Here is a 26,505-nt window from a genome sequence, read left to right as displayed (position 1 = left end):
TCTTTTGCTATTAATTAGAATCATTTTTTTGTAATATTTTAATTTACCAGCAATTAAACAGAGTAAATAAATTATTTATTTTAATATTAAACTTGCTAAGTATAATTAGAATGGTGCAATTCTTACATAACTATAGTTCTTTTATACATTTTAAGAGGTTTTGCCTTATTATTTTTACTATTTTCAGCTTATAATTATTAAGAAAATCATAACTTGCCCTAGAGTTTAACAAAAACTTAAGAAAAAGGAGTGTTTTGGGGCACTACGCTCTTTTACTTATACCCAAGTAAGGCAAGAATTTTTTATAACAGACCCGTAATATGATTACAAAAATTGCTAAATTTTTAAGCAACAATAAAAATATACAGTACACTTTAAAAACAAACAACAGCATATTTTCTTTTAAAACATATATTGCTGTATTCTTTTTTTCGTTTGTTTTTATTAATCTGTCTAATGCGCAAGAAATACAATTACAGCAAACTGTTTTAGACAGTTTTGTTAAAATACCGTCTGCTAAAGATAAGTTTGCCTACTTTTATAAAACACCAAATAGATATAAAGAAAACTCTAGCTATGAGTGGTTAGAGCGTATAGACTCTATGTTAACTAAGGCTAGAAATGCTCAGGATGATGGCTCTGTAGAATACTATAGAATTTTGCAAGCACACATACATCAAGACTTGGTGCAGTATGATAAAAGTATTGCTATTACCAATGAGTTATATATAGATAAAACAAAGCTTAGTGACACCCTTAAAAGTGCATTGTTAGATATTATGGATGAGAATTATTCTCAGCTTAAACTATATGAAAAACAAATTGCAATACGTAAGGAAAAGAAAGAACTAGGTTTAGCAGACAATATTTCATTTTATGATATTTATGCAGACCAAGGCCTATACCAAAAAGCCAGAAGCGAATACATAAGAGAAAAAAGCAATGTTGTTAGTAGTGATGATTATTACGGACAAGCTGTTTATAATAATAAAATAGGAGATTTTTTAAGGTTAGATAAATCTTCACAAGTTGCCTTAGAAAAATATCAAGAAGCACGCAAATACATAAATACATATTTAGATACTATTGCCAGACCAAAAACTGAAGATGAGTTGGTAAAAGGGGCTCTTTTAAAAGGTGTTATAGAGGGCAATATAGGTAAATGCTATATGCTTTTAAAAAGGTATGAAGAGGCTATACCATTGTTAGACTCTAGTTTGGTTAAAATTAGAGAATTTAACGTAGAAGTATATTCGCAAGACGCAGTAGAAAACACCTTAGACTTAGCTAATTGCTATTTACAGACTAATAAATTAGATAAGGTTTTAGAGCTTATTAATGATGACTTACGTGCAATAAAAGTATCTAACGTATTACGCAAAAATCAATTGTTGGCTGTTTATTATCAAAAAATGAACGATTACAAAAAAGCCAACTACTATTTAAATAACAATATAAAAATTAACGATTCTATTAGAGTTAATGAAACGCTTAAAAAGCATCAGCAAATTGCAACTGTTTTTGAAAAAGAATTAGAAAATTCTGAAGACAGATTAGATGAAAAGAAAATAGAATTAGAAAATGCAAAAATAGAGGCACAGGCTAGTGATGAGCGTATGAGTCTTATTTTAATATCGTTAATATTTACATTATTAGGCTTAGGTGGTTTGGTATTTGCTTACATAAAAAGTATAAAAAACCAACGCGTTATTGCTAAGCAAAATAATATTATAGAAAGTCAGTTAACAGAAAAAGATTCGCTTTTAAAAGAAATTCACCATAGAGTAAAAAACAACCTTCAAATGGTATCTAGTTTGTTAAGTTTACAAACTAAAAATACTAAAAGTAAAGCTGCAATTATGGCTTTAGAAGAAGGCAAAAGTAGAGTTAAAGCTATGGCTTTAATTCATCAAAAACTATATCAGAATGATGATTTATCTGTAATAGAAATGCAAGGCTACGTAGAGAGTTTGGTAAACAGTGTACAATCTGTATTTAAAAAAGGAGGTCACAATATAAACATTACCATAGATGCAGAAGGTGTAGAGTTAGATATTGATAGAGCAATTCCTTTTGGATTAATACTAAATGAGCTTGTTTCTAATTCTTTTAAATATGCTTTTCCAGATAATGATGAAAATGGTAAAATATACATTCATTTAAGAAATACAGAAACTGGTGGTTATTTTGAATATACAGATAACGGTGTTGGTTTACCAGAAGATACAGATGAGAGAACTAAATCTTCAATGGGAATTCGTTTAATGAACCGTTTGGTAAATCAATTACAATCTACACTTAATATAGATAAATCTGTAGAAGGAGTTCGTTTTTGGTTCAATTTTAAATAAATTTGAACTAAAATAACATACTATGAAAATTACATTCCTTGGTCACGCAACTTTGTTAATAGAGGTAGCAGGCAAAACTGTTTTGGTAGATCCATTTATTTCTGGTAATCCAAAGAATAATAATCAAGTAGATAAAGACTCTTTAAACCCAGATTACATTTTTGTTACCCACGCACATCAAGACCACGTTTTAGATGTAGAAGATATAGCTACAAGAACCAATGCAGTAATAGTTAGTAATTACGAGATTGCTACGTATTATGAAAATAAAGGACTAAAAGTACACCCAATGAATCATGGTGGTAGTTGGTCTTTTGATTTTGGAACTGTAAAATACGTTAATGCTATACACACATCTTCATTTGCAGATGGTACAGAGGGTGGTCTTCCTGGAGGATTTATTATCACATCAGCAAACAAAAGTGTTTACATAGCTGGCGACACAGCCTTAACTATGGATATGAAACTTATACCAATGTTTACTAAGTTAGACTTAGCCGTTTTACCAATAGGAGACAACTTTACTATGGGTGTAGATGATGCTATTATTGCATCAGACTTTATAGAATGTAATACTATTTTAGGCTACCACTTTGATACTTTTGGTTTTATAGAGATTGATGAAGCTAAAGCTATAGAAAAGTTTAAAGCGTCAGGTAAACTATTGCATTTATTGCCAATAGGCAATTCCCTTACAGTATAATTTTTACTGTTATGAAAGCAATTTATAAAAAATACACGCTAGATTTTAAAAGACCTAGTGGTACTTCCCGTGGTGTACTTACCCAAAAAGAAACTTGGTTTATTATTTTAAAAAATGATAATAAAACAGGAATTGGTGAATGCGGAATTTTAAGAGGTTTAAGTATAGACGATGTTCCAAACTATGAAGAAAAGCTAAATTGGGTGTGTAACAACATTCATTTAGGCTTAGAGGTTCTTTTAAATGATTTAACAGAGTTTCCTAGCATACAATTTGGTTTAGAGCAAGCATTTTTATCATTAACAGCAGATAATCCTTTTATTTTATTTGAAAATAATTTTTCAATCAAAGAAGCTCCTATTCCAATAAACGGATTAATTTGGATGGGAGAGGAGTCTTTTATGCACCAACAAATACAGCAAAAACTGAAAGACGGGTTTAACTGTATTAAAATGAAAATTGGAGCAATAGATTTTGATACAGAGGTTTCGCTTTTAAAATCGATTAGGAAAACATACAAAAAAGAAGAAATAGAACTGCGTGTAGATGCTAACGGTGCTTTTAAAGAAGATGCTTTAGATAAGCTTAAAATTTTAGCAGAATTGGACTTACACTCTATAGAACAGCCAATTAAACAAGGTAATTACGCAAAAATGAAAAATTTGTGTGCAGTTACACCATTACCTATTGCTTTAGATGAAGAATTAATTGGTGTGTTTGGTGTAACAAAAAAGAAAGAACTGCTACAAACAATACAACCGCAATATATAATTTTAAAACCCAGTTTAGTTGGTGGTTTTAAAGGGTCACAAGAGTGGATTTCCTTAGCAGAAAAATATAATATTGGTTGGTGGGTTACAAGTGCATTAGAAAGTAATATAGGGTTAAATGCAATTGCACAATGGACCTACGGTTTGCAAAGTAAAATGCCGCAAGGTTTAGGCACTGGTAGTTTGTATACCAACAATTTTAATAGTCCTTTAGAGGTTAGTAACGGTGCTATTAGTTACCGTAAAACCTTAAATTGGCAACAAAATTTAATAGAAGATTTATGTATATAGAACAAGGGCTTAAAGCAAAAACAAGAGGTATGTGGAAGTATTTTATACTTCCAACTGGGTTTATAATTTTAATGATATTTAATTATATCTCTGTAAAAACCTCTCCAATTCCTGTAGATGAGCTAATGAATAAGTTAATAGAACAATTTGGAAGAAATCCAGTGTTTGCTATTAACTTAGTGCCTTTAGCATTTGGTTTGTTGGTGGTTTTAGGTTGGACAAAGCTTGTGCATGGGCAATCTGTAACATCTTTAACTACCGCAAGAAAAAAGATAGATTGTAAACGTATTGGATTTTCTTTTGCTTTTTGGGGATTATTAACCATATTTTTATTTGCTATTGGTTTTGTACTTTCTCCAGACGATTTTGTTTTTAATTTTAAGTTAGGGCCTTTTATAACTTTAGCTATTATTAGCATACTTTTAATTCCGTTACAAACTAGTTTTGAGGAGTACCTTTTTAGAGGACATATGATGCAAGGTCTTGGTATTTTATCAGGAAATAGGTTAGTGCCTTTAATTATTACATCTGTTTTGTTTGGTGTTATGCATATGGCAAACCCAGAGGTAGAAACACTTGGTTATGGTATAATGGTGTACTACATTGGTACGGGGTTCTTTTTAGGTATTATAACGCTAATGGATGACGGTTTAGAACTTGCTCTTGGTTTTCACGCTGCTAATAATTTAATAGGAGCACTACTTGTTACTGCAGATTGGACCGTTTTTCAGACAGATTCTATTTATGTAGATGTTAGTAAGCCAGAGTTGGGTTGGGATATTTTTGTGCCAGTTTTGGTAATATATCCAATACTAATATTCCTTTTTGCTAAAAAATACAAATGGGCAAACTGGAAAGAAAAGCTAACTGGTAAAGTTTTTAAAGAAGAAGAATTGACTGCAGAACAGCTTACAGATGAAGCATTTTAGTAGCATTAATCCTAAGTTTAAATTAAACGGCATTTCATATACTAAGGATCAATTGTGTTCTTTAGCAGTAGAATTGGCAGAAAAAGAAAATTTTAAAAAAGAAATAGGCTCTTTTTTGCAAGATTGGCTTTCTAATTCGCCTACATTAATTGTTCATACTTCTGGCTCTACAGGCACACCTAAGCCAATAATACTACAAAAGCAGCAGATGGTAAATTCTGCTTTAGCAACAGGTTCTTTCTTTAATTTAAAAGAAAGTGACACAGCTTTATTATGTTTACCCGCAAGTTATATTGCTGGTAAAATGATGCTCGTAAGAGCATTGGTTTTGGGTTTAGAAATAGATTTTGTAGAACCCAGTTCTAATCCTTTAAAAGAAATAAATAAAAAATATAAATTCTCTGCAATGGTTCCTATGCAGGTTTATAATTGTTTGCATAATTTACACTTTATAGATACGCTTATAATTGGTGGTGCAGCTGTTTCATTAGATTTAAAAGAGAAATTAAAAAGCGTGTCTACACATTTGTTTGAAACTTATGGGATGACGGAAACCATTACCCACATTGCAGTAAAAGAAATTAAATCTGATTCTTTTAAAACCTTACCAAACGTTACAGTCTCTTTAGATAATCGTAATTGCTTAATTATTAATGCGCCAAAAGTCTCAGATGTTATTATAACTACTAATGATGTTGTAAAACTTATAGCGGAAAACGAATTTAAATGGTTGGGTAGGTTTGATAATATTATAAACTCTGGTGGAATAAAACTGAATCCAGAACAGATTGAAGCTAAATTATCTGACTATATTAATTCTGATTTTTTTATTACAAGCTTGCCCGACCCTGTTTTAGAAAACAAACTTGTTTTGCTAATAGAGGGGGAGCAAAAAAATGAAGATATTATTACTACGCTAAAAAAATCTACTGCATTTACCTCTTATGAAATACCAAAGGAGGTAAACTACATTACTAATTTTGTACGTACAGAATCAGGTAAAATTCAACGTACTAAAACTTTAGAATTACTTAAAAAATAACTTAACTCACTCAAAAGTACACTTCCCTAATTCTGTGTTTTTCTACTAATGACTCTATTGTAGGTTTGTTTTAAACTTATAAACCAATCATTATGAAAAACTTTTTATTTGCCTTGTGTATTATTTTTTGTAGCACACAATTAAGTGCCCAGACAAAAACAGTTACAGGAACTGTAATGTGTGATAACAACCCTTTGCCCGGAGTAAATGTTGTTGTTAAAGGAACAAACAAAGGCGTATTAACAGATTTTAATGGTCATTTTTCAATAAAGTCTAAGAAGAATGATAAACTTGTCTTTACCTGTTTAGGTTATAAACCTAAAGAAATTAAACAGAAAAAAATAAAGTCAACAGTTAACTTACAAGAAGATTTTACAATTTGCTTTGCTAAACTATTAGATAATCTTCCGTTTACTATCTATGAGTTTGGAGCGGAAAATATTAATATACAGCAAGATTTATTCAATACAATTAGAGCAAAAGTTCCGGGTGTACAAATAACAAACACTCAAACTAATAATACACCAAAAATTACAATGCGTGGCGATAGTAATACCATTGTTATTATAGACGGTATTCGCTATTCAGATACTTCAATCTTACAAACCATAAACCCTTCAGATATTGAAAAGGTGTACGTTGCTAATTCTGTTGCAGCATCTAACTATTTACTAACCAAAAGAAACTAAACCTTATGAAAAATCTATTATTTATACTTTGCGTAATTGTATGTAGCATACAAGCAAACGCACAAGAACTAACAATTACGGGTACAGTTACAGATGTTACTGATCCTTTGCCAGGAGTAAATATCATTAGTTCTGGGACTAAATACGGAACAACCACAGATTTTGATGGTTTATACACTATAAAAACAAGAAGAGGAGATACGTTAGCATATACCTACATAGGCTATAAATACAAAGAGGTTGTAGTAAAAGATAGTCTTAAAATAGATGTAGTTTTAGAAGAGGATAATGCAACTTTAGAAGAAGTGGTTGTTGTGGCATATGGCACAACTTCAAGAAAATCATATACAGGTAGTAATGTCAGAAAGGTAACAAAGAGAGAAAAAATACAAAACAATATTTCTAGCCAATTAACAGGTAATGTTGCAGGTGTACAGGTTACAAAGGGAGCCAAAAAGAGAGGTAAGCCAATTCAGATTAGAGGTGTATCTTCAATCAATACAAATAATGAGCCGTTGTATATTGTTAATGGGGTTCCAGCAAAAGAGGGTAATAGAGCTATTTATAAAATTAAGCCATCAAAAATTACATCTATAAAAGTTTTTAAATCTCCTAAAGCAAGAGTATTGTTTGGAGACTCAGCCAAAAACGGATGTATTGTAATTACCACTAAAGGATATACAAATACAATTAATTATGATGAAGAATATGCTAAATTATCAGAAAATCAGTTTAAAAAGGCTACACTAAATCCGCTTTCTACTTTTTCTATAGATGTTGATAAGGCAGGTTATAGTAACGTAAGAAGAATGATAAATAACGGAGACAATATACCTTATGATGCTGTTAAGATTGAAGAAATGGTAAATTATTTTGATTATGATTACCCGCAACCAACAGACGAACATCCATTTTCTATAGCTACAGATGTAGCTAAAACGCCTTGGAATACACAAACACAATTGGTTCGTATAGGTTTACAAGGAAAAGAGTATTTAAATGAGGAGTTGCCAGCTTCTAATTTAACTTTTTTAATAGATGTTTCTGGCTCTATGGAAGATCATAATAAGTTACCGCTTTTGATATCTGCTTTTAAATTGTTGGTGCATCAACTTAGAGAAAAAGACAAAGTTTCCATTGTGGTTTATGCTGGAGCTGCTGGTGTAGTTTTACCTCCAACTAATGGAGATCAAAAAGAAAAAATAATAAATGCATTACAAAAATTAGAAGCTGGTGGCTCTACCGCAGGCGGACAAGGTATTAAATTGGCATACAAATTAGCAGAAAAGAATTTTAAAAAGAACGGAAACAACAGAGTTATACTTGCTACAGATGGTGATTTTAATGTTGGCGCATCTAGTGATACAGCTATGGAAAAATTAATAGAGAAAAAAAGAGCTTCAGGAGTTTTCTTATCTGTTTTAGGTTTTGGTATGGGAAATTATAAAGACTCTAAGTTAGAAACCTTAGCAGATAAAGGAAACGGCAACCACGCTTATATAGATACTATGCAAGAGGCACAAAAAGTATTTGGTGGTGAATTTGGAGGTACGCTGTATACTATTGCTAAAGATGTAAAAATTCAGGTTGAGTTTAATCCTGCTAAAGTACAGGCATATCGTTTAATTGGTTATGAAAACCGACTTTTAGCAGATGAAGATTTTGTAGATGATACTAAAGATGCTGGTGAGTTAGGAAGCGGACATAGGGTAACGGCACTTTATGAGGTGATACCTGTTGGTGTAAAAAGTGATTATTTAAAAGAAGTGTCACCATTAAAATACACAAATGTAGCAGCAGCAGATAGCTATACGGATGAGTTGTTTACGGTAAAGTTTAGGTATAAGAAACCAAATGAAGATACAAGTATAGAAATGGTTCACATTCAAAAAAATGAAGAAACAGAAATGTCTACTGATTTTAAATTTGCTTCTGCAGTTGCTTTATTCGGACTTAAATTACGTAAATCTCAGTTTACAAATAATGCTAGTTATACTACTGTAATTGAGTTAGCAGAACAGGGCAGAGGGGAAGATGCACAAGGTTACAGAGCAGAGTTTATACGTTTAGTAAACGCTGCACATAAAGAGTTGTAGTGTTAATAGTGGTTGTATTTTTAAGTGTTAACTAGCAATGGTTAACACTTTTTATGCTGTAATCTGTAAAATAGTATAGAGGCAACTAAACCAATAAAAGAAAAAATTGCCAGCATAATAAACACGTGTTGGTGACCTAATTCACCAGGAGAATTATCTAATAATATCCCCATTAACGGGCCCGCAAAAATATCTGGTGTATAGCCTATAATAGAAATAAGTCCTACTGCAGTTCCTGTTAATAGTAAAGGTATATGACCTTCTTGCATTGTAGCAAAATATAAAGAACGCACCGCGTAAACTCCGGTTACAGTAATTAAAATAGAAGTCATAAATAGTGTTGTGCTGGTAGGATTAATAATTCCTGATGCAAATAGTAGAGCACCTAAAATACTAAGAATAAAACTAATAATAAGCCAAAGTGTAGTTTTGCTTTTATCTGCAATAAAACCTATTAAAATTCCAATAAACGGTCTAATAAATAGTAAAATTGTGCCTATTTCAGCAGATTTTACTTCATTATATAACATGACATCTTTTGCGTAGAGCGAGAAAACATCAGTTATTTTATAGCCTACATAAGCACATAATATTATCACCATTAACAACCAAACAGATGGTATTTTTAAAACTGTTTTTATTTGATACGTAGATATGGATTGTATTTGTATTTCTTCTTCTTTAATTTCTTTAGATTTTAAGAAAAACCAAACAACAATACCAATTACAATAATTATAGCAGAAGTTACCCATACAATATAATTAAATGCTTCTGCTCTATTTGCTAAGCTAGCAGTTTCTACAGAACCAATTATAAATAAAGAAAATATAAAAACACCTAAAGCACCAAAACTAGCACCAACTAAACCTCTACCGCCATCTAAAAAACCAAATGCTTTACCTTGGGAGTGGTTTCCTCCCCAAACGCGTGTAGCTTTTATCATTGGGGCCCAAAACAAAAAAATGGTTGTAAATCCCCAATAACCATACAATATTTTAAGAATAAAATAACTAGGGTTACTTGCAAGTACCAATCCGCCTAAAGCAGTAGCAAATAATGCTACAGCAATTAGTTTTCTAGGAGGAAATTTATCCGCAATTGGTCCGCCTAATAAATAGGATGCCATAGCAACAAAACCATAAACAGAAAAACAAGTGCCTAGCTCTAAATTTGTAAGATTAAAAACCTCTAAAACTGTAGGTCTAAAAACTCTAGCTAAAACAAACGGTAATATAAAAACTGCTTCCCCTGATAAAATTAGGAGAAACAGATATAGCCAATTATGTTTTTTTTTAGTGTTGATAAATAGAACTTTGAGTGTAAAAATTAAACCTGTATTACTCCTAAGTTAAAAGGTTTTTCAATAGGAGCGTGGTTAGCGGCTTCAATACCCATAGAGATCCATTTTCTGGTATCTAGTGGGTCTATTACACCATCTGTCCAAATACGAGAAGCAGCATAATAAGGAGATATTTGCTCGTCATATCTTGCTTTCACTTTATCAAATAATTCTTTTTCTTTTTTCTCGTCTATTTCTTCACCTTTTTTCAGCAATGAAGCTTTTTCAATCTGCATTAAAACCTTTGCAGCAGAATTACCACTCATTACAGCAAGCTCTGCACTAGGCCAAGCAGCAATTAACCTTGGGTCATATGCTTTACCACACATAGCGTAATTACCAGCACCATAACTGTTGCCAATAACAATAGTAAATTTTGGAACTACAGAGTTGCTAACTGCATTTACCATTTTTGCTCCGTCTTTAATTATACCACTATGTTCACTTTTACTACCAACCATAAAGCCGGTAACATCTTGTAAAAATACAAGCGGTATTTTCTTTTGGTTGCAATTTGCTATAAAACGGGTAGACTTATCTGCGCTGTCATTATAAATAACACCTCCAAATTGCATTTCTCCTTTTTTGGTTTTTACCAACTTTCGTTGGTTAGCAACTATACCAACAGCCCAACCATTTATACGAGCATAACCTGTAATTATAGTTTTTCCGTAACCTTCTTTGTATTCTTCAAACTCAGAATCATCAACCAAACGCTTAATAATCTCAAGCATATCATACTGGTCGCTTCTAGATCTTGGTAAAATACCATAAATATCTTTAGGGTCTAATTTTGGTTTTTTAGGTTCAATTCTGTTAAAGCCAGCCTTGTCAAAATCACCAATTTTAGCTACTATTTTTTTTATTTTATCTAAAGCATCTGCGTCATCTTTAGCTTTGTAATCAGTAACACCAGATATTTCGCAATGTGTAGTAGCGCCACCTAAAGTTTCGTTATCAATGCTTTCTCCAATAGCAGCTTTAACAAGGTAGCTACCCGCTAAAAATATACTAGCTGTTTTATCTACAATTAAAGCTTCATCACTCATAATTGGTAAATAAGCACCACCTGCAACACAACTTCCCATTACTGCAGATATTTGGGTAATTCCCATACTACTCATTACCGCATTATTTCTAAAAATGCGTCCAAAATGCTCTTTGTCAGGAAAAATTTCATCTTGCATTGGTAAATAAACACCAGCACTGTCTACCAAATAAATTATTGGTAATTTATTTTCTATTGCAATTTCTTGGGCTCTTAAGTTTTTCTTGCCAGTTATAGGAAACCAAGCACCAGCTTTAACAGTGGCGTCATTAGCAACAACAATACATTGTTTGCCTTGTATATATCCTATTTTAACAATAACTCCTCCAGATGGGCACCCGCCATGTTCTTTGTACATTCCTTCTCCTGCAAAAGCAGCTATTTCTATAACATCTGTATTGTTATCTAAAAGATAGTCTATACGCTCTCTGGCTGTCATTTTGCCTTTGGCGTGTTGTTTTTCAATTTTACTTTTGCCACCACCCAACTTTACTTTGGTCAGTTTATGTTTTAAATCTGATAAAAGGAGTTTGTTGTGATCTTCGTTCTTATTGAAATTTATATCCATTCTGTAAAAATTGCTTTAGACCATAAAGATAAGTGGAATAATATATATGATATTGATTAACTTTGATAAAAGTTTAAAAAAATAGTTGATTGATGAGCAAAAAAATAGGTTGGGGTATAGTTGGTTTAGGGAATATTGCAGATAAGTTTGCTAAAGATTTAGCTTTGGTTAAAAATGCAAATTTAGTTGCAGTATCATCTAGAAGTGAAGAAAAAGCAAATACGTTTGCAGATAAACACAATGTAAAAAATAGATATACCAATGCCCAAGATTTATTTAATTGTACAGATGTAGATGTTGTTTACATAGCTACTCCGCATACCTTGCATATTAATTTTAGTATACAAGCTATGAATAGTGGTAAGCACGTTTTGTGCGAAAAACCAATGGGAGTTAACAAAGAGCAAGTGCAAAGTATGATTGCTGCTGCTGTTAAAAACAATGTTTTTTTAATGGAAGCTTTATGGAGTAGGTTTTTACCATCTATACAAAAAGTAAAGCAAATTGTAGATGCTAATGAGTTAGGAACTATAAGTTATATTAAGTCTGATTTTGCTTTTTATGGTTTAGATAGGGCAGAGGAGAGTAGACTTTTAAATCCAAATTTAGCAGGTGGCTCTTTATTAGATATAGGAATTTATCCTGTATTTTTATCGTACCTTTTGTTAGGAAAGCCAAATGAAATATTAGCGACAGCTAATTTTTATAAAACCGGAATAGAAAAACAAATTTCTATTATTTTTAAATATGATAACGCACAGGCGCATTTGTATAGTGGTTTAACGGCAAGCACAGAAACAAGCTCAGAAATATCTGGTGAAAATGCAACGTTAAAATTAGAAACTAGATGGCACGAGGCTGAAGAGTATTATATTGAAAAGGCTCGAGAGAAAGAGTATTATAAAACAGCCAAAAAAGGAATTGGTTACACATATGAAATAGAAGAAGTGCACAAATGCATTGCTAACAACCAAATACAAAGTAGCCTATGGTCTCATCAAAATAGTTTAGATTTAATACATTTATTAGATCAAATTAGAGATCAAACAGGTATAGTTTTTCCTTTTGAAGCTTAATTTATTAGGTATTTTATCTTTAAAATTACGATATTTGGCATCTAATAAACCAACAATAATAGAAGATGAATAAAAATACAGTTTTAGCTTGGGCTACATTTATTATGATACTTGTAGGCTTAGCATTAATTGCACTTGGTGCATTTAGATATGATGATGTTGCCGGATGGGGTTTTGCAGCCGTAGGAATTGGCTTTTTTGCTATTGCATGGGTTTTTAATGCACTTAAAGGTAGAGTGTAAAACAAAATATATGTGGGCAAAACGGCATAATTCTATGCTGTTTTGCCTTTTTTTAATTCAAAATAATAACAACTAATAATACAAGATATGTCTGACGATAAAAAAGTCATTTTTTCAATGTCTGGAGTTACAAAAACCTTTAAAACGGCCAATACTCCAGTGTTAAAAAATATATACTTAAGTTTCTTTTATGGAGCCAAAATAGGTATTCTTGGTCTTAACGGATCTGGTAAATCTACTTTATTAAAAATTATAGCTGGTTTAGATAAAAATTACCAAGGTGATGTAGTTTTTTCTCCCGGTTATAAAGTTGGGTATTTAGAACAAGAACCTAAGCTAGATGAAGATAAAACTGTTTTAGAAATAGTTAAGGAAGGTGTAGCAGAAACTGTAGCCATTTTAGATGAGTACAATAAGATAAACGATATGTTTGGCTTAGAAGAAGTGTATTCTGATGCAGATAAAATGGACAAGCTAATGGCTAGGCAAGCAGTTTTACAAGACCAAATAGATGCTAGCAATGCTTGGGAGTTAGATACTAAATTAGAAATTGCTATGGATGCTTTGCGTACTCCTGATGGTGATAAAAAAATAAGTGTATTATCTGGTGGTGAGCGCAGAAGAGTTGCTTTATGTAGACTGTTGTTACAAGAACCAGAAATTTTGCTTTTAGATGAACCTACCAACCACTTAGATGCAGAATCTGTACATTGGTTAGAGCACCATTTAGCACAGTACAAAGGTACTGTTATTGCAGTAACGCATGATAGATACTTTTTAGATAATGTAGCTGGTTGGATTTTAGAGTTAGATAGAGGTGAAGGCATTCCTTGGAAAGGAAACTACTCTAGCTGGTTAGACCAAAAATCTAAACGTATGGCAGATGAAAGTAAAACAGCGTCTAAGCGTCAAAAAACATTAGAACGAGAGTTAGAATGGGTGCGTCAAGGTCCTAAAGGAAGACAAACCAAGCAAAAGGCACGTTTAAAGAACTATGATAAATTAATGAGTCAAGATCAAAAGCAACTTGACGAAAAATTAGAAATTTACATACCTAATGGTCCGCGTTTAGGAACAAACGTAATTGAGGCTAAAGGGGTTAGCAAAGCTTTTGATGATAAGTTACTTTATGAAGATTTAAACTTTAAACTACCACAAGCTGGTATTGTAGGTGTTATTGGACCTAACGGTGCTGGTAAAACCACAATTTTTAGAATGATAATGGGTGAAGAAACTCCAGATAAAGGAGAATTTAGTGTTGGTGAAACTGCTAAAATTGCTTACGTAGACCAAAGTCACTCTAACATTGACCCAGAAAAAACAATTTGGCAAAACTTTAGTGATGAGCAAGAGTTGGTTATGATGGGAGGTAAGCAAGTAAATTCTAGAGCTTATTTAAGTAGGTTTAATTTTTCTGGTAGTGAGCAAAACAAAAAAGTAAGCATGTTATCTGGTGGTGAGCGTAACCGTTTACACTTAGCTATGACGTTAAAAGAAGAGGGTAACGTTTTACTTTTAGATGAACCTACAAACGATTTGGATGTAAATACATTACGTGCATTAGAAGAAGGTTTAGATAATTTTGCGGGTTGTGCTGTAGTTATTTCTCACGATAGATGGTTTTTAGATCGTATTTGTACACACATATTAGCTTTTGAAGGAGACTCGCAAGTATATTTCTTTGAAGGATCTTTCTCTGATTATGAAGAGAATAAGAAAAAACGTTTAGGTGGCGATTTAATGCCAAAACGTATTAAGTATAAAAAATTAATTAGGTAGTTCTATTTAATTAATTCAAAATAAAAAAAAGCTCTTTACTAGTTGTAAGGAGCTTTTTTATTTCATTTTTTTAGTAAGATGCGTTAGGGTACCAGTCTAACTGTATAACTTCAATGTCTTTATTACCATCGTTTACCAATTGTTTAAATTTAGCTATATCACTAACATCTGGTTTGCCACGGTAATGATATGGATACACTTGTTTTGGTTTAAATTCTAAAACAGCACTTGCGGCGCTTTTAACAGTCATAGTGTAAGGTAAGTTCATACAAATAAATGCTTTATCTATGTTTTGTAAAGCACGCATTTCTGGTATGTCTTCCGTGTCACCAGAAAAATAAACACGCTCTCCACCTTTCTCTAATAAATAACCGTTTCCGCGTCCTTTGCTATGAAATTTAATAGCTTCCTCTCTTAAATTGTACATTGGTATTGCTGTAATTTTTATATTGGCAAAATCTATAGAGGCATCGTTATTAAGTATAGTAAGTTTCGTTTTTAAGTTGTCAGACAGTTTATCTGCAACAGCTTGTGGGGCAATAATTGTTGTTTTTTTGGTGTTAATGGCTTCTAGAGTTTCAACATTTAAATGATCCCCATGAATATCTGTAACCAAAATTAAATCTGGTTCGTCTTGTTTTTTAAACATATCTGCTCCTCCAACAGGATCTATATAAATAGTTGTATTTCCCCATTTAAAAACAGCAGTAGCGTGTTCTATAGGTGTAATTTGGAAGTTGCTGTCATTTTCCTTAGTAATTTCTTTTGTAGCATTATTTGTTGCTGTTTCTTTCTTTTTACCGTCTTTACAGCTCACTATAAATAAGCAAAAAACAGCAATACCCATTAGTTTTTTCATTAGTTTCTATTTTAAATTTAGTTCCATTTTTATACTACTTCTTTTGTAAACAACGTTTGGCTCTAACGGTACTTCTTTAAAACCAACTTTTTTATAAATATGTAGTGCATTTGTTAGCTTAACACTAGAGTATAGGATTACTTGTTTCCATTGTTTTTCTTTGGCAAAGTTAATGGCGAAGGTCAATAGTTCTTGTCCAATTTTTTTTCCTTGATAGGCTTCACTTATTGCCATTTTACCTAATTCATAAACGTTGTCTTCAATTTTAATGTAGGCTACACAACCAACAATGGTGGTATCAATTTTAGCAAAAAAAATATAGCCTCCTTTGTTAATTATATTCTCTTCGCAATTGTCTAAAAGCTCTATATCCTTATTTTCAACCACAAAAAACTTTTTTATCCACTCTAAATTTAGATTTTTAAAGGTTTTAGCGTATTTTGGCTGAAAGGGAATAAATGTTAAATTATTCATTATAAATTATAATTTTAGGTAATTATTTCCGTTAGACGATTAATATTGGACTTAAACCAATTTTTAAGTGCATATAATCTAAATGTTAAACCAAAACGTATATAAATTTGAACCAAAAGATTAACTTAGTCAAGTTAATAAATTAAACTGAATTAATAGTATTGTTATGAGTGAGAAAAAGAGTAATACAGGATTAAAGGTACTTGCTGTTTTATTGGGAGTAGGATTATTAGCTTCTATTGCCTACACAGTGTCTTTATACAAAGACAGAGAGAAAACCAAAACTGTTTTAACGCAAGAGAAAGAATATGTAGTTAATGATTTAACTAGCTTACAGTCTGAGTATGACAAGGCTATTATGGAAAGTAATGCTACAAATGAAGAATTAGTTGAGGCAAGAGACAGAATTGCTAAGTATATTGACTCTGTTAAGACAATGAAAACTGATATTTCTTCTTTATCTAGATATAGAAGACAGGTTGATTTGTTAAAGAAAGAAAGAGCTTTTTTACTTAAAAAGGTTGATTCTTTAACTACATCTAACACTATGTTAGCTATGGAAAGAGATAGTACATACCAAGAATTATCTAGACAAACAGTTTTTAATGATTCTTTAGTTGTACAAAACACACAATTGGCTGATGCTGTAGAAAAAGGTTCTGCATTAAACTTGGCTAAATTTTCTGTAGATGCAGTTAAAGAGCGTAATAGCGGAAAATTAGTTTCTACAACTAGAGCTAGTAGAGCAGATAAATTAAAAATTTGTTTTACTGTAGCAGATAATGCAATTGCACAAGCTGGTGACAGAGAGTTTTATATTGAAGTTTTAGATCCTCAAGGAAATGTTTTAGGAGAAGGAACTACAAAGTCTAATGAAACAGGAGCTTCTTTAACGTATAGTAAGGCTACAGCTTTTTATTATGAAAACAGAACTTTAGACATTTGTGATTACGTAAATAAGCCAGTTGGTGATTTTCAAAAAGGAAACTATATGGCTATAGTTTACGATTCTAAATTAAAGATATTAGGTAAAAGTGAGTTTACCCTTAAGTAATACTTAATTTAATACATATAAAAAAGGTGCAATTTTAAATTGCACCTTTTTTGTTTTATAGTAGTTAGGTTTTTATTTTAATGAACCTACCATTTCTTCAGGTTTTACCCATTCATCATATTGCTCTGCAGTTACGTAGCCTAAATTAATAGCTTCTTCTTTTAGTGTAGTACCATTTTTATGTGCAGTATTTGCAATTTCTGCAGCTTTGTAATAACCAATTTTAGTGTTTAAAGCTGTTACAAGCATTAAAGAGTTATTTAATAATTCTTTAATTACATCGTGATTTGGTTGTATGCCAGACGCACAATTAACATCAAAACTAACGCAAGCGTCACCAATTAATTGGGCAGATTGTAATATGTTAGCAGCCATCATAGGTTTAAATACATTTAGCTCATAATGGCCTTGTGTACCACCAACAGTTACAGCAACATCATTACCCATAACTTGTGCGCAAACCATAGTTATAGCTTCTGCTTGTGTAGGGTTCACCTTTCCTGGCATAATAGAACTTCCTGGTTCGTTTGCAGGTATAATTATTTCGCCAATACCAGATCTTGGCCCAGAAGCCATCATTCTAATATCATTAGCAATTTTATTTAAAGAAACAGCTAGTTGTTTTAGCGCTCCGTGACTTTCTACTATGGCATCATGGGCAGCTAATGCTTCAAATTTATTTTTAGCAGTAATAAAAGGCAATCCTGTAAATTCTGCTATGTACTTTGCAACAAGAACATCATAACCGGCAGGTGTATTTAAACCTGTACCAACAGCAGTACCACCAAGAGCAAGCTCTGCTAAATGCGGCAATGAGTTTTCTAAAGCTTTTAAACCGTGATCTAGCTGAGATACATAACCAGAGAACTCTTGTCCTAAAGTTAAAGGAGTAGCATCCATAAGGTGAGTACGTCCTATTTTTACAACATTTGCAAATTCTTTAGATTTCTTTTCTAAAGTATCTCTTAGTTGTTTAACTCCAGGTATAGTAACTTCTGTAATTTTTTTATATGCAGCAATATGCATTCCTGTAGGAAACGTATCGTTAGATGATTGAGATTTGTTTACATCATCATTAGGCTGTATTGTTTTTTCGCCTTCACCGATAACATTACCAGCTATTTCATGAGCTCTGTTTGCAATAACCTCATTTACGTTCATATTACTCTGTGTACCAGAGCCAGTTTGCCATATTACCAATGGAAACTGATCATTATGTTTGCCTTCTAAAATTTCATCACAAACTTGTGCAATTAAATCTCTTTTTTCTGTAGATAATACACCTAACTCACAGTTTGTGTATGCTGCTGCTTTTTTTAAATAAGCAAAACCATAAACAATATCTAATGGCATAGATGCAGCAGGACCAATTTTAAAATTGTTTCTAGAGCGCTCTGTTTGTGCTCCCCAATATTTATCAGCAGGTACTTCTACCTTACCCATTGTATCTTTTTCTATTCTAAAGCTCATTGTACTAATTTTTTATAGATACAAAGGTAAGAATTTGGAAAATTTTTAATGCCTATTTATTTGATGATTTTGGTTTATTTTGGAGTAAATATGAACTTTAATTAAAAATATTGTTAATTAAATTTATATGTAAATGTGGCTCTTAGGTTTCTTTGGTCTGATTGAAGTTCATTATAAGAAATAGAATTGTCTAAATTGCTGGTAGAATACCTTCTGTAAGCATTAAAAATATCTGTTACTCCTATAGATACAGATACCTTATTTTTAAATATGTTTTTGCTAAACGCAAAGTCTAACCTGTCTAGTGCTTTTGTTTTTGTTTGAGAGTTGTTGTTTGCTCCTATGTAATAGTAGTTTGTCTGAAAATTAATATCATGCATTAAAGGTAATCTAGCACTAGCGCTACCTGTCCATCTAAATTGGTTGGCATTAAAGTCTACATTAATTAACTGGTTGTTATTATTGGTGTAGTTATAACTGCCATTTAATTTTTGGTTATACATAAAAAGGTTTAAAGACAAGCGCCATTTTTTACGCGGAACATAAGTAACAGTAGCATCTAACCCATACCTGTCTTCCTCTGCAATGTTGCGCTTAGTTTTTGCAATTATAGGAGCAGCTATAGTATTAGTGCTGTTTGTAATAATCTCTGTTTCGCCTGTTTCTATTATTACATTGTGTATTACATCTTCTGTTTTAGAATAGAATAGGGCAGTGTTAAAAGTTATTTTATCCCATTTATTTAAATAGTTAAACTCAAATGAGTTTGTAAACATTGGGTCTAAATCTGGATTACCATAAAATAAGTTGGTTTTACTAACTCTATTAGGAAAAGGATTTAAATTACCTGCTGTAGGTCTATCAATTCTTTTGCTATAATTTAAACTAATCTTTTCTTTATTAGTAAACTCATAACTTAAAAAAACAGAGGGAAACCAATTTGTATAAGATTTATTATCTGTACTGTTATTATTGGTAAGTAACACCGCTAAATTTGTATGTTCTACTCGCATACCTAAAGAGGCACTAAATTTATTAAAACCTTGTGCAAATTGTAAGTATCCTGCATTAACATCTTGACTATATATTAAATTGTTGCTGTAGATATTATTTTTTATAAATTGATTGTTAATTATAGAACCTTCTGTATAATCTATATTATAATTATCAAAAACACCTCTGTAACCAACTTCTATTTTAGAATTGTAATTTTTTCCAAAAGGTAAGGTATAATCCAATTGGGCAAGCTGACTAATTTGATGGTCATCAGTAATTGCTTCTTCAAACAAGCCATTGTTGTTATTGCCTAATATAACCTCGTTAATAGCTCTATCTTCTAGCTCAAAACTTCTAGAGTATTGGTAATCTGCAGTTAAAATATGACCTTTAGAATTAAATTTTCTTTTATAGTTTAGGGAATAACGTATGTTTTCTTCATTACTATCTTCTTCAGTATTTCTACTTCTGTTAATAGTTGTATTGTTTAGTGTATTAAAATTATTTAAATCTATACCAGTATAGTTTAAACCTGATGCTTTAGTATAAGCAACAGAATTAGTGATGCTAGAGGTTTTATTTAACAAAAGCTCTATACCTGCATTAATAGTAAGGTTTTTATAATTACGATCTAATGATCTGTACTCATTTTCATAACCTATTTTGGTATTACTATTATCAAAAAAATCGTTATTAAATAATGAGTATCCAGGTCGTTCCCTGTCTGTATAAGTTACATTAGAAAAAATATTAAATAATTTTCTTTTTAAACCTAAAGACAATCCTAACTTATAATATTCAGGGTCTTTAATAGTTGCAGTTACAGAACCATTAATACCTGCTTTTTTAGATTTTCTAAGTATTATATTTAAAATGCCTGCAGTACCAGAGGAACTATATTTAGAAGAAGGGTTTGTAATAACTTCTACCTTTTGTATTGTGCTTACTGGCATTTGCTTTAAAGCCTCTGGACTTACACCAGATAATGTAGAAGGTTTGCCATTAATTAATATTTTTACATTATTGTTACCTCTTAAACTAATAGTACCTTCAGCATCTACAGCTACAGAGGGGATATTGTTTAATACGTCAGAAGCAGACCCTCCGTTTAAAGTTAAGTCTTTACCAACATTGTATATTTTTTTATCTAACCTTAGCTCTACAGTTGTTTTTTCAGCAATAAGCTCAACCTCGTTTAACTCTTCTACATCTAAGTCTAGCAATATTTGTCCTAGGTTTTTAGACTTTGTTATAGTAACATTATTTAGGTAATAGGTTTTGTAAGAAATATACTCAACCTTAATATTATAATTTCCTTTAGGAATATCATTTATAATAAACTTGCCATTTTTATTGGTTATACCTCCAGAAATAAAACTAGGGTTATTATTATCTTGTATAATTAATGTAGCAAATTCTAGCGGATTCTTTGTTTCAGAATCTACAATTGTACCGGTTAACTTTACAGAACTATTGCTATTGTTAACTTGGTTTTGTTGAGCGTTAATAGCTGTTGTTAGGGCTAAAAACAAAAATAAAATATTTTTCATTTATGGTTAGCCTTTTGTAATTTGGGTAAAAAAGACTAGGAAATTATAAGTGTTCTTATGCATAAGTTTAACGTAGGTTATTTGGTTGAGTATGTTAGTTAAAAAAACGCTTTGTATTTCCTTGGTTACTTACAGGTATTTTAAGGTAAAATTAGTACGTCTTATACTACAAATATAAAAAAATATTAAAATAATTATTATTTTTTTATGATTTAGATTTGTTCTATTCATTTGAACAAGTATCTTTGTAACCGTTAAAATAAATTACTTATGTTTGAATTTGACCAGTATTTAGGTTTTTTAGCTTTTTTAACTATCCTTACAATAGGATTTTGGCTAATGATATTTTTATTAACATTTGTTATACCTTATTGGTTGGGCGGATCACTTATAGAATTTCTGAAAGAAAAACGAGAAGCTAAAAAAGCAAAGCGTTTAGAATAAAAAACAAAAAAAGAGACTTTTAAGTCTCTTTTTTTGTACCCTATATTTAATAAAATATACATTTACTTAGGTATGTATTTTAGTGTGTAATATAATTTAGTTATAAAATAAAAAAAGGATGTTGTTTAACAACATCCTTTTTTTATTGTGGTTATTTAATTATGCAATTTATCCTTGGATATCCATATCATCACCGCCACCATCTCTCATTTCACCTTTGTTACGTTGGTTTTTTTGTTGGTTAAATCTGTATGTAAAAGTTAACGCAACACTTCTTTCTCTCCATTGAAATTCACTGTTAGAGAAGATATTTTCAGTTCTACTTTCAGATCTTCTTTTTCTAGAATTAAAAATGTCACTAACACTTAAAGATAAAGTACCTTTTTCCTTTAATATATCTTTACTTAATGCTAAGTCAGATCCAAACATTCCTTTAGTATCAGTTTGTGCATTTTTAGATGGACCTCTATAAGTTAAGTTTGTTTGAAAGTCTATTTCTGCAGGCAATGGTATTTTTGCACTAAATTTAGAAAACCAGCTAAAGTTATCAGCATCAAAATTTTGAGTAATTTCTTCGTTTAAGAAATTAGTATAGGTGTGTTCACCTTCTAAGCTTTGTTGAAATAAGTTAAGGTTTAAGCTAAATCTCCAGTTACGTATTGGTGTATAGGTAGATGTAATATCTAAACCGTATCTAGTTTCTGTAGCTAAGTTAATTGGTGTTCTAGCTTGTACAGGAATTTCTACAGTACTACCAGGGTTAGCAGGGTCTTCTATGCTTACAAAGTCACCTGTTTCTTGTGAAATAAATTGAAAAACTCCAGTAGAATGATTGTAGTAACCAGAAATGTTAAATAAAACTTTGTCCCATCTTTTTAAGTAACCTAAATCATACGCATCTGTAAAAGTTGGATCTAAGTCTGGATTACCAAAAAACAAGTTTGTATTACTAGATCTAGAAGGGAAAGGATTTATAAATCTAGAACGAGGTCTTCTTAATCTTTTGCTGTAGCTAAGTGTAAATTGTTCCATTTCCGATAACTCATACCCTAAAAATACAGAAGGAAACCAGTTTGTGTAATTTTTGGTGTTAATTTCATTAGTTTCTGCTAACTCAATTTCTATATCTGTAGATTCCATACGTAAGCCACCAAGTAAACTAAACTTATCAAATTTAGTACCTAATTGTACATAAGCAGCATTTATATTTTCTCTGTAAAAAAGCTCGTTACTAAAATTTGGGTTACTAGTGAAGCTTCCATTAACTTCTTCTCCAAAATCATAATCTGTATTATAAAAGTTAAAGTTACCTCTATAACCTGCTTCAAACTGAGAGGCTAAATCTTTACCAAAAGGTAAAACATAGTCTACCTGTACTAATTGATCTATTTGTTTGTTGTCAGAAATTGTACGTTCTAAAGGGTTGCTGCTAGCATTACCACTAACTAATTCTTCAATACTAGCATTTTCTAGCTCATTAGATCTAGAGTATTGGTAGTCTACAGTTAATTTATTACCATCATCATTAAACCTTTTTACATAGTTTAAAGAATACTGTACAGTTTCTTCATCATCATCTTCTACTGTATTTCTTTGTCTTTCAATGGTTGGATTCATATTACCATCAAAATTAAAAAAGTTAACATCTGCTTTATCTAAACCGTTAGAGTTTCTATATAATACAGAGTTTGTTATACTACTAGTTTCGTCTATAAAATATTCAAAACCTATATTTGCGTTGTAATTTTTACTGCTACGATCGTAATTTCTGTATTCGTTTTCAAAACTTGCAGTTGTACCGTCATCATTAAGATATTCATTTTCAAAAGTAGCATTTCCAGGTCCTGTTCTGTCTCTATAACTTAAGTTAGTGTATAAGTTAAATTTATCTCTTCTTAAGTTAATATTTGCAGAACCAGCGTATTGTTCTGGATCACCAACTGTAGCAGATACAGATCCGTTTAGGCCAGCAGTTTTACTTTGTTTTAAAATGATGTTTAAAATACCAGCAGTACCTTCTGCGTCATATCTAGCAGATGGGTTTGTTACTACTTCTACTTTTTCAATAGCATCTGCAGGTAAAGATTTTAGTGCAGCATTGTCTAAACCAGATAGGGCAGACGGTTTACCGTTAATTAATATTTTAACACTTTCATTACCACGCAAGCTAATAGCTCCTTCTACATCTACATCTACAGATGGTACATTGTTTAAAACGTCTGTAACAGAACCACCTTTTACGGTTAAATCTTTACCCACGTTGTAAACTTTTTTATCTAATCTAAGTTCTACGGTAGTTTTTTCAGCAACTAAAACAACATCATCTAACTGCTCTACATCTAAAGCTAATTTAATAACACCTAAATCTATAGATTTGGTTAGGTTTTGATTGTTAAGTGTGTATGTTTTGTAAGATAAAAACTCTACTTTAATATTGTAAAGCCCTGCGTCTGCAGTAACATTAAATTTTCCTTGTTGATTTGTTATACCTCCTGTAACTACAGATGGGTCTTTAACACTTTCTAATATTAGTGTTGCGTATTCTAACGGGTCTCCTGTTTCATCATCAACCACAGTACCTGTGACTTTAATTTTTTTAGGGTTTTTAGATTGTGCATTGGGACCTTGAGCGTACGTAATTACGGTTGCAAATACTAGTACTAAGGAAAGTAGTTGTTTCATTCTTTTCGTTTAGTTTTTTTCTTTTTCTTTTTCTTGGCTTTTTTAAAGCCTTCTTTTTCTAAAGCAACATAGGCCTCATATTTTTCTTTAGGCAGTGCAGCTTTTAATTCTTCAGATTGTTGTTCTTTTAATTTTTCTATGCTTTCTTTCATTTTTTCACCGTCTAGCTTTAAAATCTGCAGTTCCATATACTTTTTAATGTATTTGGTTAAAGTTGTGCTTAGCACTGCTTCTTCAAAACTATTAAGATCTATAACTTCTAAAATTTTAGGCATTTGTAAGTCTACAATTTCTTCAGCTGTTAAAGGCTCTGGTTTTTCATTAGATTGTGTTTGTGGCATTTGGTTTCTAACACGTCCGTTTCCGTACCCATTATTATAACCGTTACCGTAACCATACTGCGCTTCTACAGTAGAAAAAGACAATACAAATACTATTGTTGCATAAAAAAATATTTTATTAGTTTTCATAACTTTCTGAATTAGTAAGAGTTTAAAAATTAAAGAAGGTTTAATCTGGTTTGGTTAAAGATTTGTTAAAAGAATTAGCAATAAAAATGCCAAAAATTAAACTGTTACTAAATTACAGTTTTTATTGTTTCTGTAGGTCTTCCAATAACGGCTTTATTTCCGTTAATAACAATTGGTCTTTCTATTAGTTTAGGATTGGCAATCATAGCATCAATAATTTCATTATTAGATAGTTGCTTGCCTTTGTAGTTCTCTTTCCAAATAGCCTCATTTTTACGTACTAAAGCTATAGGTTCTATAGCTAAAAGGCTAATAATGTTTTGTAGCTCTTGTTTTGTAGGTACATTTTCTAAATATTTTACAATTTCAAAAGGTTTACCAGTTTCTTCTAAAAAAGCTACTCCTGCTCTAGATTTACTACATCTGTTGTTATGGTAAATTTTTATCATTATTATATTATTAAAAATTAATCTTCATTTTTTTGTCCCATCATCATTAAATAAGCTTTTAAAAATGGGTCTATTTGTCCGTCCATCACAGCATCTACGTTGCCCGTTTCCTCGGCTGTACGCACATCTTTTACTAATTTATATGGGTGCATAACATAGTTACGTATTTGAGATCCCCATTCAATTTTCATTTTACCAGCTTCAATTTCGCTACGTGCTTCTTGTTTTTTACGCAATTCAATTTCGTATAATTGAGATTTAAGCATTTTCATAGCTGTAGCCCTGTTGTCATGCTGAGATCTAGAATCAGAACAAGAAATTTGTATTCCTGTTGGTTTGTGAGTTAACTGTACTTTGGTTTCTACTTTATTAACATTTTGTCCACCAGCTCCGCTAGAACGTGCTGTTGTAATTTCTATATCAGCAGGGTTAATTTCTATTTCTATACTGTCATCTGCAAGTGGGTATACATATACAGAAGCAAAAGAAGTATGTCTTTTAGCATTACTATCAAAAGGAGAAATACGTACCAAACGGTGCACTCCGTTTTCACCTTTTAGCCAGCCAAATGCATAATCACCTTCAATTTCTAAAGTAACTGTTTTAATACCAGCAACATCTCCTTCTTGGTAATTTAGTTCTTTAATTTTATAACCATTTTTTTCTGCCCACATTAAGTACATACGCATAAGCATAGCAGCCCAGTCACAACTTTCTGTTCCGCCGGCACCTGCTGTTATTTGTAAAATGGCAGTGAGTTCATCTCCTTCATCAGAAAGCATATTTTTAAACTCTAAGTCTTCAATATGAGTTTTTGCTTTGTTGTAGTGGTTCTCTACCTCTTCAGCAGTAACATCGCCTTCTTTTAAAAACTCTAGCAGAACCTCTAAATCTGCAATAAGTATTTTTGCATCATCAAAATCTTTAACCCATTTTTTTTTAGATTGTAGAACTTTCATTTGCGCTTGTGCAATTTGCGCATTATTCCAAAAATCTGGAGCTAGTGTTTTTTCTTCTTCATTTTCTATTTCTATAAGCTTGGCATCTATGTCAAAGATACCTCCTTAACGCACCAAGGCGATCTAAAAGATCTTTATATTGATCTGTTGTTATCATTCTTAAATTAATTTAAA

At 31.5% G+C, this 26,505-nt stretch carries 22 protein-coding genes; 12 read left to right on the top strand and 10 right to left on the bottom strand.

The annotated features are described in order from the left end of the window. Nucleotides 1–320 precede the first annotated feature (320 nt). The 7 genes from KLA_RS06525 to KLA_RS06495 all read left to right on the top strand — a co-directional run bounded on the left by KLA_RS06525 (nt 321) and on the right by KLA_RS06495 (nt 8,871). Entirely contained in the window at nt 321–2,351 is a 2,031-nt protein-coding gene (locus tag KLA_RS06525) for a sensor histidine kinase (protein ID WP_034644630.1), read from the top strand. Nucleotides 2,352–2,373: 22 nt separating this feature from the next. Then, entirely contained in the window at nt 2,374–3,054 is a 681-nt protein-coding gene (locus KLA_RS06520; RefSeq protein WP_034644629.1) for a metal-dependent hydrolase, read from the top strand. 11 nt (nt 3,055–3,065) lie between these two features. Beyond that, a complete protein-coding gene (locus KLA_RS06515) occupies nt 3,066–4,115 on the top strand; it encodes an o-succinylbenzoate synthase (protein ID WP_034644628.1) in 1,050 nt (349 codons plus the stop codon). Continuing rightward, nucleotides 4,106–5,044, top strand: coding sequence for a CPBP family intramembrane glutamic endopeptidase (locus KLA_RS06510; RefSeq protein ID WP_034644705.1), 939 nt, complete (start codon nt 4,106–4,108; stop codon nt 5,042–5,044). Before KLA_RS06515 ends, KLA_RS06510 begins: the two co-directional genes overlap by 10 nt. Continuing rightward, the gene (locus tag KLA_RS06505; protein WP_034644627.1) at nt 5,031–6,086 is read left to right on the top strand and encodes an AMP-binding protein; all 1,056 of its coding nucleotides are present in this window, start codon (nt 5,031–5,033) and stop codon (nt 6,084–6,086) included. The genes KLA_RS06510 and KLA_RS06505 overlap by 14 nt, the downstream gene beginning before the upstream one ends. Nucleotides 6,087–6,178: 92 nt before the next feature. Beyond that, nucleotides 6,179–6,775 carry a carboxypeptidase-like regulatory domain-containing protein gene (locus KLA_RS06500; RefSeq protein WP_034644626.1) on the top strand — a complete coding sequence of 199 codons (597 nt, stop codon included), beginning with the start codon at nt 6,179–6,181 and terminating at the stop codon, nt 6,773–6,775. A 5-nt stretch (nt 6,776–6,780) separates the two neighbouring features. After that, the gene (locus KLA_RS06495) at nt 6,781–8,871 is read left to right on the top strand and encodes a YfbK domain-containing protein (protein ID WP_034644625.1); all 2,091 of its coding nucleotides are present in this window, start codon (nt 6,781–6,783) and stop codon (nt 8,869–8,871) included. Between the two features lie 41 nt (nt 8,872–8,912). Here KLA_RS06495 and KLA_RS06490 read toward each other — a convergent pair whose 3' ends face one another. Together KLA_RS06490 and KLA_RS06485 are read right to left on the bottom strand one after the other, a co-directional pair. Then, entirely contained in the window at nt 8,913–10,175 is a 1,263-nt protein-coding gene (locus KLA_RS06490; protein WP_034644624.1) for an MFS transporter, read from the bottom strand. 23 nt (nt 10,176–10,198) lie between these two features. After that, nucleotides 10,199–11,827 (bottom strand): acyl-CoA carboxylase subunit beta, encoded by a 1,629-nt coding sequence (locus tag KLA_RS06485; protein WP_034644623.1) that lies wholly within the window; start codon nt 11,825–11,827, stop codon nt 10,199–10,201. Nucleotides 11,828–11,919: 92 nt separating this feature from the next. Here KLA_RS06485 and KLA_RS06480 point away from each other — a divergent pair, with 92 nt between their 5' ends. From KLA_RS06480 to ettA, 3 genes are all read left to right on the top strand, one after another. Further along, nucleotides 11,920–12,903, top strand: a complete 984-nt coding sequence (locus tag KLA_RS06480; RefSeq protein ID WP_034644622.1) for a Gfo/Idh/MocA family protein — start codon at nt 11,920–11,922, stop codon at nt 12,901–12,903. Nucleotides 12,904–12,968: 65 nt separating this feature from the next. Beyond that, the gene (locus tag KLA_RS18225; protein ID WP_013622262.1) at nt 12,969–13,145 is read left to right on the top strand and encodes a CAL67264 family membrane protein; all 177 of its coding nucleotides are present in this window, start codon (nt 12,969–12,971) and stop codon (nt 13,143–13,145) included. An 87-nt stretch (nt 13,146–13,232) separates the two neighbouring features. Further along, nucleotides 13,233–14,924, top strand: a complete 1,692-nt coding sequence (gene ettA / locus KLA_RS06475) for an energy-dependent translational throttle protein EttA (protein WP_034644621.1) — start codon at nt 13,233–13,235, stop codon at nt 14,922–14,924. Between the two features lie 70 nt (nt 14,925–14,994). On the opposite strand, the gene KLA_RS06470 is transcribed toward ettA, so the two are convergent. Both KLA_RS06470 and KLA_RS06465 read right to left on the bottom strand, forming a co-directional pair. Next, the gene (locus KLA_RS06470; RefSeq protein WP_034644620.1) at nt 14,995–15,783 is read right to left on the bottom strand and encodes an MBL fold metallo-hydrolase; all 789 of its coding nucleotides are present in this window, start codon (nt 15,781–15,783) and stop codon (nt 14,995–14,997) included. Between the two features lie 6 nt (nt 15,784–15,789). After that, nucleotides 15,790–16,257, bottom strand: a complete 468-nt coding sequence (locus KLA_RS06465) for a GNAT family N-acetyltransferase (RefSeq protein WP_013622265.1) — start codon at nt 16,255–16,257, stop codon at nt 15,790–15,792. A gap of 166 nt (nt 16,258–16,423) precedes the next feature. Between KLA_RS06465 and KLA_RS06460 the strand changes: the two genes are divergently transcribed. Beyond that, a complete protein-coding gene (locus KLA_RS06460; RefSeq protein ID WP_013622266.1) occupies nt 16,424–17,311 on the top strand; it encodes a hypothetical protein in 888 nt (295 codons plus the stop codon). A 72-nt stretch (nt 17,312–17,383) separates the two neighbouring features. On the opposite strand, the gene fumC is transcribed toward KLA_RS06460, so the two are convergent. Continuing rightward, nucleotides 17,384–18,781: a class II fumarate hydratase gene (gene fumC, locus KLA_RS06455; protein ID WP_013622267.1), complete on the bottom strand. Its 1,398-nt coding sequence runs from the start codon at nt 18,779–18,781 to the stop codon at nt 17,384–17,386. A 113-nt stretch (nt 18,782–18,894) separates the two neighbouring features. After that, nucleotides 18,895–21,327 carry an outer membrane beta-barrel family protein gene (locus KLA_RS06450; protein ID WP_034644704.1) on the bottom strand — a complete coding sequence of 811 codons (2,433 nt, stop codon included), beginning with the start codon at nt 21,325–21,327 and terminating at the stop codon, nt 18,895–18,897. Between the two features lie 270 nt (nt 21,328–21,597). Here KLA_RS06450 and KLA_RS18220 point away from each other — a divergent pair, with 270 nt between their 5' ends. Beyond that, nucleotides 21,598–21,771 (top strand): hypothetical protein, encoded by a 174-nt coding sequence (locus tag KLA_RS18220; RefSeq protein WP_013622269.1) that lies wholly within the window; start codon nt 21,598–21,600, stop codon nt 21,769–21,771. A gap of 168 nt (nt 21,772–21,939) precedes the next feature. On the opposite strand, the gene KLA_RS06440 is transcribed toward KLA_RS18220, so the two are convergent. The 4 genes from KLA_RS06440 to prfB form a co-directional block, all read right to left on the bottom strand. After that, the gene (locus tag KLA_RS06440; protein ID WP_034644619.1) at nt 21,940–24,453 is read right to left on the bottom strand and encodes a TonB-dependent receptor domain-containing protein; all 2,514 of its coding nucleotides are present in this window, start codon (nt 24,451–24,453) and stop codon (nt 21,940–21,942) included. Continuing rightward, complete coding sequence (locus KLA_RS06435) at nt 24,450–24,923, bottom strand: hypothetical protein (RefSeq protein WP_013622271.1); 474 nt, start codon at nt 24,921–24,923, stop codon at nt 24,450–24,452. Before KLA_RS06435 ends, KLA_RS06440 begins: the two co-directional genes overlap by 4 nt. A 107-nt stretch (nt 24,924–25,030) precedes the next feature. Continuing rightward, nucleotides 25,031–25,372 (bottom strand): arsenate reductase (glutaredoxin), encoded by a 342-nt coding sequence (gene arsC / locus KLA_RS06430; RefSeq protein WP_034644618.1) that lies wholly within the window; start codon nt 25,370–25,372, stop codon nt 25,031–25,033. Nucleotides 25,373–25,389: 17 nt separating this feature from the next. Further along, nucleotides 25,390–26,488 (bottom strand): peptide chain release factor 2 gene (gene prfB / locus KLA_RS06425; protein WP_152536829.1). Its coding sequence is split into 2 segments (ribosomal slippage): nt 25,390–26,424 and nt 26,426–26,488, totalling 1,098 coding nucleotides; the frame shifts between segments, so codons are not numbered across the junction. Nucleotides 26,489–26,505: the final 17 nt, after the last annotated feature.

The sequence above is a fragment of the Cellulophaga geojensis KL-A genome (genome assembly GCF_000568425.1).
GTDB lineage: Bacteria > Bacteroidota > Bacteroidia > Flavobacteriales > Flavobacteriaceae > Cellulophaga > Cellulophaga lytica.
This window is presented reverse-complemented; position numbering and strand designations above follow the sequence as displayed.

What these genes read in the sequence shown, in the direction of transcription:
- KLA_RS18220 (WP_013622269.1), top strand. Translation starts at nt 21,598, where the DNA reads ATGTTTGAATTTGACCAGTATTTAGGTTTTTTAGCTTTTTTAACTATC.
- KLA_RS06470 (WP_034644620.1), bottom strand. Translation starts at nt 15,783, where the DNA reads ATGAAAAAACTAATGGGTATTGCTGTTTTTTGCTTATTTATAGTGAGC.
- KLA_RS06520 (WP_034644629.1), top strand. Translation starts at nt 2,374, where the DNA reads ATGAAAATTACATTCCTTGGTCACGCAACTTTGTTAATAGAGGTAGCA.
- KLA_RS06500 (WP_034644626.1), top strand. Translation starts at nt 6,179, where the DNA reads ATGAAAAACTTTTTATTTGCCTTGTGTATTATTTTTTGTAGCACACAA.
- KLA_RS06485 (WP_034644623.1), bottom strand. Translation starts at nt 11,827, where the DNA reads ATGGATATAAATTTCAATAAGAACGAAGATCACAACAAACTCCTTTTA.
- KLA_RS18225 (WP_013622262.1), top strand. Translation starts at nt 12,969, where the DNA reads ATGAATAAAAATACAGTTTTAGCTTGGGCTACATTTATTATGATACTT.
- KLA_RS06465 (WP_013622265.1), bottom strand. Translation starts at nt 16,257, where the DNA reads ATGAATAATTTAACATTTATTCCCTTTCAGCCAAAATACGCTAAAACC.
- ettA (WP_034644621.1), top strand. Translation starts at nt 13,233, where the DNA reads ATGTCTGACGATAAAAAAGTCATTTTTTCAATGTCTGGAGTTACAAAA.
- fumC (WP_013622267.1), bottom strand. Translation starts at nt 18,781, where the DNA reads ATGAGCTTTAGAATAGAAAAAGATACAATGGGTAAGGTAGAAGTACCT.
- KLA_RS06440 (WP_034644619.1), bottom strand. Translation starts at nt 24,453, where the DNA reads ATGAAACAACTACTTTCCTTAGTACTAGTATTTGCAACCGTAATTACG.
- KLA_RS06525 (WP_034644630.1), top strand. Translation starts at nt 321, where the DNA reads ATGATTACAAAAATTGCTAAATTTTTAAGCAACAATAAAAATATACAG.
- KLA_RS06510 (WP_034644705.1), top strand. Translation starts at nt 4,106, where the DNA reads ATGTATATAGAACAAGGGCTTAAAGCAAAAACAAGAGGTATGTGGAAG.
- KLA_RS06515 (WP_034644628.1), top strand. Translation starts at nt 3,066, where the DNA reads ATGAAAGCAATTTATAAAAAATACACGCTAGATTTTAAAAGACCTAGT.
- KLA_RS06435 (WP_013622271.1), bottom strand. Translation starts at nt 24,923, where the DNA reads ATGAAAACTAATAAAATATTTTTTTATGCAACAATAGTATTTGTATTG.
- KLA_RS06505 (WP_034644627.1), top strand. Translation starts at nt 5,031, where the DNA reads ATGAAGCATTTTAGTAGCATTAATCCTAAGTTTAAATTAAACGGCATT.
- arsC (WP_034644618.1), bottom strand. Translation starts at nt 25,372, where the DNA reads ATGATAAAAATTTACCATAACAACAGATGTAGTAAATCTAGAGCAGGA.
- KLA_RS06450 (WP_034644704.1), bottom strand. Translation starts at nt 21,327, where the DNA reads ATGAAAAATATTTTATTTTTGTTTTTAGCCCTAACAACAGCTATTAAC.
- KLA_RS06495 (WP_034644625.1), top strand. Translation starts at nt 6,781, where the DNA reads ATGAAAAATCTATTATTTATACTTTGCGTAATTGTATGTAGCATACAA.
- KLA_RS06480 (WP_034644622.1), top strand. Translation starts at nt 11,920, where the DNA reads ATGAGCAAAAAAATAGGTTGGGGTATAGTTGGTTTAGGGAATATTGCA.
- KLA_RS06460 (WP_013622266.1), top strand. Translation starts at nt 16,424, where the DNA reads ATGAGTGAGAAAAAGAGTAATACAGGATTAAAGGTACTTGCTGTTTTA.